Source organism: Burkholderia lata, assembly GCF_902499335.1.
GTDB classification, from domain to species: domain Bacteria; phylum Pseudomonadota; class Gammaproteobacteria; order Burkholderiales; family Burkholderiaceae; genus Burkholderia; species Burkholderia lata_B.
The window spans coordinates 34,690-46,616 of sequence record NZ_CABVQK010000011.1 but is presented as its reverse complement, the minus strand read 5'-3'; the positions used below and the strand labels follow the sequence as shown (position 1 = coordinate 46,616).

The following is an 11,927-nucleotide window of genomic DNA, read 5'->3' as shown; positions in this document are numbered from 1 at the left end:
GCGGCGCGCGCGGCACGGCAGGTGCCGTGCCACGACGCGCCGTCGCGCTTACGTCGCGGAGACGGGCCGCACCGCGGCCGGATCCGAATAGCTCGGACGGCCGTTCTCGACGTGGCCCGCGAAGCGGCGCGAGAAGGTGCCCGCCGCGCCGTCGCTCACCGTCACGTCATACCATTGGTGGCTCGACGCGAGTGCCCACTGTTCGACGCGCTCGTCGCCGCCATGCAGCGTCACCTGCCGCGACGGCGCGCCGTACGCGTTGTCGGTCAGCGTCAGCGTGACGTGGGCCCCGCCGTGGTTGCGCAGCTTCAGGTACAGGTTCCCGTTCGCGACGTCGTAGCCGGCCTTCACTTCCGGCTGCGCGGGGTTGCGATGCGGCGTGGCCGGGGCCGATACGTTGCCCGAGAACACGCGCACGAAGCCGTTCGGCCCGTACACCGCGAACGTGTATGCCCCGTTTGTCACCGTCAGGTCGAAGTCCGCATGCAGTACGCGGCGCGCGCCGACCGTGTAGCGCCACGGGCCGTCGGTGCGGTTCGTCGCATACACGTGAAAGTGCGCGCCCTGGTTGCCGCGGTTCGCGAACTCGATGCGCAGCCGGGTCCCGCCATCAATGCTCGCGTTCACGTGCAGCTCGTACGGCAACGCACGTGCCGGCCGCACGCCGGGCTCCTGCGGGTCGATCGGCGACGGCGTCGCGGGCACGGTCGGCGCGGGCTGCGACGTGCATTGCTGGTCGGCGATCGAGCGGTACTGGCTCGTGTCGGGCAGCGGCGGGAACGACGCGTCGGACGAGCGGAAGTCGAATGCGGCGGTGAGGTCGCCGCACACGGTGCGGCGCCACGGCGTGATGTTCGGTTCGTCGATGCCGAAGCGCTCGCCGATGAAGCGGATCACCGACGTGTGGTCGAACACCTGCGAGCACACGAAGCCGCCCTTCGTCCACGGCGACACGACCGTCATCGGCACGCGCGGCCCGAGGCCGTACGGCAGGCCGTCGGCCGTGTAGCTGCCGCCGCGGCCGGGGTTCACGACCGTGTGCAGCTCGCCGTCGGTCGTCACGGTCGACGCGCCCTGCGCGGCCGACGTCGGCGGCTGCGGCGGCACGATGTGGTCGAAGAAGCCGTCGTTCTCGTCGTACATGATGAACAGCACGGTCTTGCGCCATACGTCCGGGTTCGACGTGAGCGCGTCGAGGATCTGCGACGTGTAGTTCGCGCCGTACGCGGGCGTGTATTTCGGATGCTCGGAGAACGCCGCCGGCGGGCACAGCCACGACACCTGCGGCAGCCGGTCGTTGATCACGTCGTCCTTCAGGTTGTCGAGCGTGCGCACTGTCTGCGCGCGCTGGTACAGCGACGAACCGGGCTTCGCGTTGATGAAATTCGCGAAGTTCTGCAGCACGTTCGTGCCGTAGTTGCCGTTGTACGGATCGCTGCCCGTCGTGCCCTGCTGGTAGATCTGCCACGACACGCCGCGTGCTTCGAGACGCTCGGGAAAGGTCGTCCACGACAGCAGCTGGTAGGCGGGCGGCCCGTCGCCGTCGACATAGTCGCTGTTGTCGAGCAGCGGGCCGCCGAACTTGCCGGTCGGGTCGACGGTGCCCGTCATCAGGTACGAGCGGTTCGGGTGCGTCGGTCCCGGCAGCGAGCAGAAGTAGTTGTCGCACACGGTGAACGCATCGGCGAGCGCGTAGTGGAACGGGATGTCCTCGCGCACGTGATAGCCCATCGTCATGTCGGTCTTGTTCGCGGGCCACTGGTCGTAGCGGCCGCCGTCGATCGCCGCGTGCGTCTTGTACCACGAGTGGTCGAGGTCGCCGACGCACTGCGCGCTCGTCGTCAGCGTGTTCAGCCGGAACGGCAGCACCGGCTTGCCCGGGTCGGCCTTCGACGGCTGGTACCACACCGGCTTGCCGTTCGGCAGCGGGATCGGGAAGCGGTCGTTGTAGCCGCGCACGCCGCGCAGGTGTCCGAAGTAATGATCGAACGAGCGGTTTTCCTGCATGAACACGACGATGTGCTCGACATCGCGGATCGTGCCGGTGCCGCGCGCGGCGGGAATCGCGAGCGCGCGGCGGATCGATTCGGGGAAGGTGTTGAGCGCGACGGCGGCGCCCGCGGATTGTGCGACGGTATGCAGGAAACGGCGGCGGCTCGATGACGTCATGTTATTTCACCTCGGTTCTGCTGCGGTCGGGGGACGGAAGCGGAGGGATCAGCCGGGCGACGACGCGGCGGCGCTCGACGCGGCCGCGTTCGGTGCGTTCGCCGCGGGCTTCGCGTCGTCGTCGTCATCGGGCGGGTAGTGCACGACGGGCGGCGCGAGCGGCGCGGCATCGGACGCGGCGGCGTTCGCGGCCGCATCGTTGTTGAACGCGCTGGCGGAGCCGGCCGATGCGCCGGCCTGCTGCGACGCGTCGGCCGCGTGTGCGTCGTGCGGCGCGTCGTCGCTGCAGGCGGCGACGAAAGCGGCGGCACAAAGAACGACGACGACGGAAACGCGACGCATGACTTCTCTCCTGGCAGGCTGATCGGGAAACGTTTTCGAGTATGCCGGTGCGATGCGACGTTTCGGTGAATCGTTTGCGACCGGCGCGTGATCGCTGAATGCTTTCGATATCCTGACCAGTCACTTGCACGCGGGCGCGCAATATTTCCCGGCGGGCGATGCGAGCCGGGCACTTTTACCCGGGCGCGCGATGTGATGCACGAGAGCGTCCATGGCGTTCGGGCCGCTCGTGACGACTGCGTGCAGCCGATCGCGTGGCGTCAGCGCCGCGGCGTGCGCCGCCGCACCTCGCTGCGCAGCCAGTCGAGCCAGGTGCGGATCGCCGCTTCGTGCGGATGGCCGGGGCGCCACACCACATAGTGCGCATATACGTCGGTCACGCGCACCGTCGATATGCGCACGAGCGTGCCGTCCGCGAGTTCGGGCTCGATCAGCGAGCGGCGCGCGAGTGCGACGCCGCGCCCTTTCAGCGTCGCGTCGATCAGCGCATTCGCATCGGTGAAGCGCGGCGCGCGCGCGGATTCGGTGAGATCGAGCCGCGCGGCCTGGAGCCACGGTTCCCACGGCTGCGCGGGATGGCGCAGCAGCGTCGCGCGCACGAGATCGGCCGGCGCACGCGGGGCGATGCCGTCGCGATTGCGGTATGCGGGGCTCGCGACCGGAAAGATCGTCTCGTTCATCAGCTTCTCGGCGACGACGCCAGGCCACGTACCGGGCCCGTAGCGCAGCGCGACGTCGATGCGGTCGCGCTTGCGTAGCGGCGCGAGCGCCACGTCGGGGTGCAGTGCGATCGCGATGTGCGGATGCGCGGCCGTGAAGCGCGGCAGGCGCGGCGTGAGCCAGCGCTCGGCGACGCTCGGCAGCACGCTGACGTTCAGCGTGACGTCGCAGGTGCGCGGGCGGCTGCGCACGGCGAGTGCCGGCTCGAACGCGCGCTCGAGCACGCTGAGGCCCTGGCGCACCTGCAGCGCGAGCGCGTGCGCGGCGTGCGTCGGCGTCGCGCCGTTGCGCTCGCGCGTGAAGAGCGGATAGCCGAGCTGCGCCTCGAGCGCGCGGATGTGCTGGCTGACGGCGCCTTGCGTGAGCGCGAGCTCGTCGGCCGCGCGCGTGAAGCTCTGCAGCCGCACGGCGGTTTCGAACGCGCGCAGCGTCTGCAGCGGAGGAAGGTGGATGCGTCGCATGCGGGTATTAGTAACACTAATGTCCGAGCACGACAATTCATCGTTTGCGGCGGGCAGGCACGCGTTCCTACACTCGGTTCCGTCTTCCACAGCCCCGTCGGGCCACACCACCATGAACGCATATCGTCTCTACCTTTCGCCGGGCGCCTGCTCGCTTGCCGCCCACATCGCGCTGGAGGAAACCGGCGCGCCGTTCGACGTCGGGATCGTCTCCGTGCAGAAGCAGCAGAACCTCGACGCGCGCTATCTCGCGATCAACGCGAAGGCGCGCGTCCCGGTGCTCGCGATTCCGGGCGAGCAGCACGTGCTGACCGAAACGCCGGCGATCCTCACGTATCTCGCGCGTCGTTATCCCGATGCGCAATTGCTGCCGCTCGGCGATCTGCTGCGCGAGGCGCGGTGTCACGAATGGCTCGCCTGGCTGGTCGGCTGGGTGCATGGCGTGGGCTACGGCGCGCTGTGGCGGCCGGGCCGCTTCATCGGCGATCCGGCCCTGCACGGCGAGGTCAGCGCGCACGGGCGAGGCACGATCGAAGCCGCGAACGAAACGATCGAAGCCGCGCTTGCCGACGGCCGCACGTGGGCCGAACCGGGCGCGCATTCGATCGTCGATCCGTTCCTGTTCGTGCTGTATCGCTGGGGCGTCGCGATCGGGCTCGACATGACGCGGTATCCCGCATGGACCGCCCATGCGCAGCGTGAGGCCGAACGGCCGGCCGCGCGACGTGCGCTGGCGCGCGAAGCAGCCTGACTGAGGTGCGGGCGTCGTGGCGGTCGCCGCGATGCACGCATGCAACGCGCGGCCGCTAGCGCACGGCGAACAGCGGATAGGTTGCGGCCGCGACCAGCGCGGCCGCGAGCCACACCACGCTCCACGAACTCGCCGCGAGCAGCGGCGGAATCGCGAGCGGCGTCGCGAACAGCCCGAGGTAGACGATCGTGTTCGCCATCCCGAGCGCGGTGCCGGCGTGGTTCGCGCCAGCGAGGGTCGCGAGCTCCGTGTACGCGACGCCGTGCCATGCCGACACGCAGATGCCGGCGAACACGAGAATCGCGACGATCGCGGCAAGCGGCACGTGCGGGCTGCCGGCCGTTGCTGCGGCGAGCAGCGCGAACGACCCGGCCGCGACGAACACTGAACCGCGCAGATACGCGCGCCGGTTGCCGTGCCGGTCGGTATGACGGCCGCTCCACACGCGCATCACCATCGCGCCGAGCTGCAGTACGACCATCGCTGCGCTGATGCCGGCAAGGCCAAGCCGGCCGAAGTCGTGCAGGAACACCGTCGCGAACGTGAGCACCGCGAACTGCGGCGCGCACAGCAGGCCGATGCCGAGCACGATGCGCCACACCGGGCCGCTCGCGAGCGGGTTGCGTGCATGCCGCGCGGATTGCTGCCGCTCGACGGGGCGATGCGCGGCGACGTGCATCGTGGCCGGTGCGGGCGGCGGCTCGTGCAGCCAGCGCCAGGTCAGCCCGGCCGATGCCGCGCACAGCAGCATCAGTGTGCCGAATACCGCGGCAAAGCCCAGGTGCGACGCGAGCGACGGCAACAGCGCGGCGCCGACGCCGCCGCCGAGCGGCACGGCCGTCTGGCGGATGCTCATCGCGAGCCCGCGTTCGCGCTCGCCGAACCAGCGCATCACCGCGCGTCCGCTCGATCCGTTCACGCTGCCGCCAAGCAGGCCGACGCAGCACATCGCCACGACGACCCGCATCAGCGGCGGCACGCCGTGCGCGGTGGGGACGATCGTGCACACCATCAGCGCGAACATCGCGGCCGTCGCGACGAGCCCGGCGAGCAGCACGCGGCGGTCGCCGAAGCGGTCGGCGGCCATCCCCCACGGCAGCTCGGACAGCGCGACGCCGAAGCCGAGCGCGCCGAGCACGAGGCCGAGTGCGCCATTGTCGAGGTGATAGGCCGTGCGCATCCACACGGCCGTGGTCGGAATGCCGGCCGCCGCGGCCGAAAAGCTCATGTTCGCGGCGACGCCGGCGGCCAGTACGCGCCAGCGATGGGCCGGGCCACGCGCGTCGCGGGCGGGCGAAGAGGGGGAAGCGGTGTACGAGGTATCCATGACGGCAGGCCCGGTTTGGAAATTGACATCGACAGTCTGGCGACCTACATTCATCCTGAAAATCGGAAAGTTCTTGATGAATCGTTCGATAAAACAGGATGATTGATATGTCCGGACAAGACATTCCACGCGGCGACGGCGAGTCGTTCGCGCCGGCCGATGCCGCGCTGGCTCGGCCCAACTTCGACGTGGCGGCGCTGCGCAGCCTCGTCGCGGGTGTGGATCTCGGCAGTTTTGCGAAGGCGGCCGACCGGGTCGCGCGCTCGTCGTCGGCGGTGAGCGCGCAGATCCGCAAGCTCGAGGAGCAGGCCGGCACGCCGCTGTTCGTGAAATCCGGGCGCGGGCTTGCGCTGACCGACGCCGGCGACGCGATGCTGCGCTATGCGCGGCGGATGATCGAGCTGAACGACGAGGCGGCCGCGGCCGTGCGCGGCATGAATCTCGATGGCTGGGTGCGCGTCGGGCTGCAGGAAGATTTCGGCGAGGCGATTTTGCCCGACGTGCTCGGGCGGTTCGCGCGCGCGCATCCGAAGGTGCGGATCGAGGCGCGCGTGGCGCGCAATGCCGATTTGCTCGACCGGCTCGACGCGAACCAGCTCGATCTCGCGCTGGTGTGGGGCGATCCGGCGTCGGCGGCGCTCGTGTCGCGGCCGGGTATCGACAGCGAAGCGATCGCGCAGGTGCCGATGCAGTGGGTCGGGGCGGCGGGCGGCTTCGGCATGCCGGGCGGCGGCGCGGAGGAGGGCGTGGAAGGTGACGCGGTCGAAACGGGTGGCCGTTCGGTGCGCGCGCCGGGCGAGCCGCTGCCGCTCGTCGTGTTCGACCGGCCGTGCCGGTTCTTCGGTGCGGCGACCGGCGCGCTCGACCGTGCGGGCGTGCCGTGGCGCGTCGCATTCACGACGCCGAGTCTTGCCGGGCTATGGGCCGCGGCGGCGGCAGGCCTCGGGCTGACGGTGCGCTCGCACTACGGGCTGCCCGCGTCGGTGCGCGTGCTCGACGCGGCTTCGCGCGGGCTGCCGGCACTGCCGAGCCTGCCGCTGATCCTGCTGCGGCGCACGTCGTCGGCGACGCCGACCGTCGATCGGCTCGCGCGGATCGTGAAGCAGGCGGTGCGGGATGCGACGGAGGGGGCAGGGGCGGCGCTGGCGGCGTGACGAAACGCTCGATTGTCGCCGCGGGTTGCGGTTCTCCAGTCCCTCTGCCGATCGGTCGAATGGATCGATCGGGAGAACCTGACTACAGTGATGATCACTTGAAACGGAGGTCATCATGCAAAACGCAAATACGCCGGGCGCCAGTGCGGTCGATCCGGCTCAAAGGGCAGATGCCGCGATCCGGGGTGACGGGGCGTCGGCCGATCGACCGGTGCCTGCCAATCCGCCCGTTCGGTTTGGTGTCCTGCAAGGGCAGGCGTGGATCGCGGACGACTTCGATGCCCCGTTGCCCGATTGTCTGCTGGACGCTTTTGAAGGGCGCTGATGCGGCTGTTGCTCGATACGCACATCTTTTTGTGGATCGTGACCAATGACCCCAGGCTCAGCGCACGGGCGCGCAGACTGATCTCGGCCGCCGACGAACGTTTCGTCAGCAGCGCGAGTATCTGGGAGGCTGCCATCAAGGCCGGCCTGGGGAAGCTCGATATCGACGTCGGCAAGCTGATCCGCGCGATCGGCTCAAGCGGGATTCGCGAGCTACCGGTTCGGGCCGTGCATGGGGCTGCGGTTCGTGATTTGCCGCACCATCATCGTGATCCATTCGATCGCTTGCTGGTCGCGCAGGCCCGGCTCGAGCCGCTCCAGCTCGTGACGGCCGATGCACAACTTGCCCGGTACGACCTGTCTCTCGTTCTGACAGTTTGAAGCAATCTGTCGGGGCGAAAGCCATCGGTCGCCTGGGCCTCATGTGGCGTCGCGGGTTCATGCCGCCGCGGCATCCGGCTCGATTTCGCTCAGTTCCGCACAGATGGCGGCCAGCCGCTCCCTCAACCCTTCACTCGCCGGCACGAACGGCAGCCGCAACCCGTCCTCGCACCATCCTTGCGCGGCCAGCACGGCCTTCACCGGCGCCGGGTTCGGCTCCGCGAACAGCGCCGCGACGAGCGGCTGCAGCGCGACCGACAGGCGCCGCGCATCGGCGAGCCGGCCGTCGCGCAGCAGCGCATGGATACGCACATGCCATTCGGGCAGCACGTGCGCGCTGCTCGCGATCGCGCCGTGCGCACCGGCGCACATCGCCGCGAAGTTCTGGTTGTCGTCGCCGGACAGGATCGCGAGTGGCGTGTCGTGCACGAGCCGGCTCATCCGGTCGAGCGTACCGCCGCATTCCTTGATGCCCGCGACGCGCGGGTCGCGCGCAAGTGCCTGGAGCGTGTCCAGTTCGACGTTCACGCCGGTGCGGTACGGGATGTTGTAGACGAGCACCGGCAGGTCGGCCGCGTCGACGATCGCCTCGACGTGACGGCGGATGCCGTCCTGCGTCGGCCGTACGTAGACGGGTGGCGTGACGAGCAGCCCGTCGGGCCGCAATGCCGCGAGTTCGCGCGCGCGGGCGGCCGCGAAATGCGTCGCGCTCGCGGTCAGCCCGACGACGATCGGCAGCCCGGGTGCCGCGTCGCGCAGCGTCGCGAACACCGCGTCCTGTTCGCGCGCGTCGAGCAGCACGCCTTCACCGGTCGTCGCGCCCGCGACGAAGCCCGCGATGCCCGCGACCGCATAGCGGCGTGCGAGTCGCGCGAGCGCGGCATGGTCGACTTCGCCGTGGTGGAACGGCGTGATGATCGGCAGCCAGATACCTTCGAAACGTGTGTTCATGCAAAGCCTCATGGTGGAAACGGAGTGGGAAGGAACCGTTCCGCCGGCGGAGAGCCGGAGCGAGGCGTGCGAGCAAGGAGAAAGAAACGACCTGCGGGCATCCCGTCCGGCATTCGCCTGACGGGACGCGACGTCCCCGTCAGTCGAGGAGTCGTTTTTTCAGTTTCAGCCCGGCCGCGCGCGCACCTGCCGCAACGGCGGCGAGGATCGGAAGCGAGCGCAGGGCAGCGGACATGGAGGAACCGTGAGTGGGCTGAGCGGCGATCTTAACACCGGATCCGATCCGCGCGCGAGCGTCCGCCGCCGTTTAGCAGGATTCGAGATTTGCTTTCCACGACTGATTGGAAAGAGCGCCGCGCCCGGCCGCTAGAATGCCCGCTTACGTTTCGATGACAGCGCGTACGCGTGCCGTCACGCACATTCACCACCACTGGAAACGGGGCATATCACGATGGCAAGCATGAAGGGGATCGGCCGCTGGCTGCACACGGGCGCGGCGGCGGCGCTGGTCGTGGCGGCGACGGCCGCGCACGCGGATACGTCGATCCTGAACGTGTCGTACGACGTGACGCGCGAACTGTACAAGGACATCAACGCGGGCTTTGCCGCAGCCTACAAGCAGAAGACCGGCGAGACGATCGCGATCAAGCAGTCGCACGGCGCGTCGAGCGCGCAGGCGCTGTCGGTGCTGCAGGGGCTGCAGGCCGATGTCGTGACGATGAACCAGCCGAACGACATCGACCTGCTCGCCGAGCGCGGCCAGCTGCTGCCGAAGGACTGGCGTGCACGTTTCCCGGACAACAGCTCGCCGTACTCGACCACGATGGTGTTCCTGGTGCGCAAGGGCAACCCGAAGGCGATCAAGGACTGGAGCGATCTCGCGAAGCCGGGTGTCCAGGTGATCATCGCGAACCCGAAGACGTCGGGCAACGGCCGCTATGCGTATCTCGCCGCGTGGGGCTTCCAGAAACAGAAGGGCGCGACCGACCAGCAGGCGATCGACTTCGAGAAGGCGATCTTCCGCAACGTGCCGGTGCTCGACTCCGGCGGCCGGGGCGCGACGACGACGTTCACGCAGCGCGGCATCGGCGACGTGCTGGTCACGTTCGAGAACGAAGTCGCGCTGATGGACACCGGCGCATCGGGTGCCCAGTTCGACGCCGTGTATCCGTCGGCGAGCATCCTCGCGGAACCGCCCGTCGCCGTCGTCGACAAGGTCGTCGACAAGAAGGGCACGCGCAAGGTCGCGCAGGCGTATCTCGACTACCTGTACACGCCGGAAGCGCAGGAGATCATCGCGCAGCACCATCTGCGCCCGCGCGATGCGAACGTGCTGAAGAAGCATGCGGCCGAATTCAAGCCGCTGAAGACATTCAGCGTCGAGCAGGTCTTCGGCAGCTGGGCGAACGCGCAGAAGACGCACTTCGCGGACGGCGGCACGTTCGACCAGGTGATCGTCGACCGGAAGTGAGCGCCGCGCGCACCGCGCGCTTGTCCGCACGCTGACGACGCAGCCGGCCGCTTCCGCGGCCGGCTTTTTTTTGTGCCGCTCGGCCGGCGGCGCGGCGGATTTCCATTCCGAACCGGCACGCATACCCGGCCGTCGCCGCGCGTGCTACGCTCATCGCCTTCCTGCTTACGGCGCCGCGCGATGAATGTCGATTCGTCCTCCCCAGCCTCCCGCGGCCGTGGCCGCAAGATCTGGTCGGGCACGCGCCCGGTCATCGCGTACGGGATGCCGCCGCTCGGCTGGCGCGACCTCTATCACCGCGCGCTGACGGTGAGCTGGCCCGTATTCTTCCTGTCGCTCGCGGTGCTGTTCCTGCTGCTCAACGGCGGCTTCGCGACGCTCTACATGCTTGGCCACGCGCCGATCGCGAACCAGTCGCCGGCCGGATTCGGCGGCGCATTCTTCTTCAGCGTCGAGACACTCGCGACCGTCGGCTATGGCGACATGCATCCGCAGACCGTCTATGCGCACCTGGTCGCGACGTTCGAGATCTTCGTCGGGATGTCGGGCATCGCGATGGCCACGGGGCTCGTGTTCGCGCGGTTTTCGCGACCGCAGGCGAAGATCCTGTTCGCGCGCTACGCGATCGTCCGGCCGCTGAACGGCCGGATGACGCTGATGGTGCGCGCCGCGAATGCGCGCCAGAACGTGATTGCCGAGGCGCAGGCGAAACTGCGGCTGATGCGTGTCGAAGGCACGCACGAGGGCTACACGCTGCGCAAGATCCATGACCTGCCGCTCGTGCGCAGCGAGCATCCGATTTTCCTGCTCGGCTGGAACCTGATGCACGTGATCGACGAATCGAGCGCGCTGTTCGGCGAGACGCCCGAATCGCTCGCCGCGCGCGACGCGTCGTTGCTGATCACGATCGAAGGCTCGGACGAGACGACCGCGCAGGTGATGCAGGCGCGTCACTCCTGGGAGCACGGCGAGATCCGCTGGCGTCACCGCTATGTCGACCTGATGCACGACGAAGACGGCATCACGCACATCGACTACACGCATTTTCATGAAGTGGTGCCCGTCGATACCGATACCGACGAGCGCGGCTCGCCGGGCGCGGTGGTCAATGCCGGCGCCGCGGCGTCGGGCCCGACCGCGTAGACGCGCTCGCGGCCGGCTGGCAGTGCCGCCCGCGCGTTACACGTCTACGCGTCACGCATGCAGCAGGCGCGCCGCTTCGCGCTGTTCGATCGCGACCGCGCGGCGGAAGGCGTCGCGGTCCTCGGCGCGCGAGACGTAGTCGCCGAGCACGCCTTCGTGCGGCAGCAGATGCGCGTCGAATGCGATCTTCAGCGTGCTGGCGAGCAGCAGGTCGGCCGCGGTGAAGCGGTCGCCGACGAGCCACGGACTATGGGCGAGCGCTTGCGCGAGTGCGCGCTGCACGCGTGTGATGTTGCCCCAGCCGAACGCGACCGGATTGCCCGACGCGCCGGTGAATTTTTCGGCCATCGCCGGTTCGAGGCAGGTCGGCGTAAAGAACATCCATTGAAGGAAGCGGCCGCGCAGCGGATCGTCGGGCGCGACGCCAAGCCCGGCGCCCGGGCAGCGGTCGGCAAGATAGAGCAGCACGGCCCCCGATTCGGCGAACGGCACGCTGCCGTCGTCGAGCGCGGGCAGCTTGGCCATCGGGTTGACCTGCACGAACGCGTCGCTGCCCTGTTCGTGCGAGCGCAGGTCGATCGGCACGAGTTCGTACACCACGCCGAGTTCTTCAAGCATCCACAATGCCCGGAATGCCCGGGTCTTCGGCCAGTAGTAGAGCTTCATCGTGCCTCCGCGTTTGGGTGCAGCTGTCGGTCCGGTGGATGCTCAAGCGTACCCGAGCGCCAGCGGT

12 protein-coding genes are annotated in these 11,927 nt (G+C 69.0%); 6 read left to right on the top strand and 6 right to left on the bottom strand.

Features of this window, described 5'->3' with window-relative positions; all coding sequences use genetic code 11:
- Positions 1 to 48: 48 nt before the first annotated feature.
- The 3 genes from BCO18175_RS25960 to BCO18175_RS25950 all read right to left on the bottom strand — a co-directional run bounded on the left by BCO18175_RS25960 (position 49) and on the right by BCO18175_RS25950 (position 3,692).
- The gene (locus BCO18175_RS25960) at positions 49 to 2,169 is read right to left on the bottom strand and encodes a phosphocholine-specific phospholipase C (RefSeq protein WP_174985395.1); all 2,121 of its coding nucleotides are present in this window, start codon (positions 2,167 to 2,169) and stop codon (positions 49 to 51) included.
- Between the two features lie 48 nt (positions 2,170 to 2,217).
- Positions 2,218 to 2,511 carry a hypothetical protein gene (locus BCO18175_RS25955; RefSeq protein ID WP_174985393.1) on the bottom strand — a complete coding sequence of 98 codons (294 nt, stop codon included), beginning with the start codon at positions 2,509 to 2,511 and terminating at the stop codon, positions 2,218 to 2,220.
- 260 nt (positions 2,512 to 2,771) lie between these two features.
- On the bottom strand, positions 2,772 to 3,692 hold the full coding sequence (locus BCO18175_RS25950) for a LysR substrate-binding domain-containing protein (RefSeq protein ID WP_174985391.1): 921 nt from the start codon (positions 3,690 to 3,692) through the stop codon (positions 2,772 to 2,774).
- Positions 3,693 to 3,804: 112 nt separating this feature from the next.
- On the opposite strand from BCO18175_RS25950, the gene BCO18175_RS25945 reads away from it, so the two are divergent.
- A complete protein-coding gene (locus BCO18175_RS25945; protein ID WP_174985389.1) occupies positions 3,805 to 4,443 on the top strand; it encodes a glutathione S-transferase family protein in 639 nt (212 codons plus the stop codon).
- Positions 4,444 to 4,498: 55 nt separating this feature from the next.
- On the opposite strand, the gene BCO18175_RS25940 is transcribed toward BCO18175_RS25945, so the two are convergent.
- A complete protein-coding gene (locus BCO18175_RS25940) occupies positions 4,499 to 5,770 on the bottom strand; it encodes an MFS transporter (protein WP_174985387.1) in 1,272 nt (423 codons plus the stop codon).
- A 107-nt stretch (positions 5,771 to 5,877) separates the two neighbouring features.
- On the opposite strand from BCO18175_RS25940, the gene BCO18175_RS25935 reads away from it, so the two are divergent.
- The 3 genes from BCO18175_RS25935 (at position 5,878) to BCO18175_RS25925 (ending at position 7,629) form a co-directional block, all read left to right on the top strand.
- Positions 5,878 to 6,924 carry a LysR substrate-binding domain-containing protein gene (locus BCO18175_RS25935; protein WP_174985384.1) on the top strand — a complete coding sequence of 349 codons (1,047 nt, stop codon included), beginning with the start codon at positions 5,878 to 5,880 and terminating at the stop codon, positions 6,922 to 6,924.
- 115 nt (positions 6,925 to 7,039) lie between these two features.
- A complete protein-coding gene (locus BCO18175_RS25930; RefSeq protein WP_174985382.1) occupies positions 7,040 to 7,249 on the top strand; it encodes a hypothetical protein in 210 nt (69 codons plus the stop codon).
- Complete coding sequence (locus BCO18175_RS25925; RefSeq protein WP_174985380.1) at positions 7,249 to 7,629, top strand: type II toxin-antitoxin system VapC family toxin; 381 nt, start codon at positions 7,249 to 7,251, stop codon at positions 7,627 to 7,629. Before BCO18175_RS25930 ends, BCO18175_RS25925 begins: the two co-directional genes overlap by 1 nt.
- A 57-nt stretch (positions 7,630 to 7,686) precedes the next feature.
- On the opposite strand, the gene dapA is transcribed toward BCO18175_RS25925, so the two are convergent.
- Positions 7,687 to 8,580, bottom strand: coding sequence for a 4-hydroxy-tetrahydrodipicolinate synthase (gene dapA / locus BCO18175_RS25920; RefSeq protein ID WP_174985378.1), 894 nt, complete (start codon positions 8,578 to 8,580; stop codon positions 7,687 to 7,689).
- Positions 8,581 to 9,031: 451 nt separating this feature from the next.
- Here dapA and BCO18175_RS25915 point away from each other — a divergent pair, with 451 nt between their 5' ends.
- Together BCO18175_RS25915 and BCO18175_RS25910 are read left to right on the top strand one after the other, a co-directional pair.
- Positions 9,032 to 10,051 (top strand): sulfate ABC transporter substrate-binding protein, encoded by a 1,020-nt coding sequence (locus tag BCO18175_RS25915; protein WP_174924125.1) that lies wholly within the window; start codon positions 9,032 to 9,034, stop codon positions 10,049 to 10,051.
- A gap of 180 nt (positions 10,052 to 10,231) precedes the next feature.
- A complete protein-coding gene (locus BCO18175_RS25910; protein ID WP_174985376.1) occupies positions 10,232 to 11,194 on the top strand; it encodes an ion channel in 963 nt (320 codons plus the stop codon).
- A 51-nt stretch (positions 11,195 to 11,245) separates the two neighbouring features.
- On the opposite strand, the gene BCO18175_RS25905 is transcribed toward BCO18175_RS25910, so the two are convergent.
- Positions 11,246 to 11,860 (bottom strand): glutathione S-transferase family protein, encoded by a 615-nt coding sequence (locus BCO18175_RS25905; protein ID WP_174985374.1) that lies wholly within the window; start codon positions 11,858 to 11,860, stop codon positions 11,246 to 11,248.
- Positions 11,861 to 11,927: the final 67 nt, after the last annotated feature.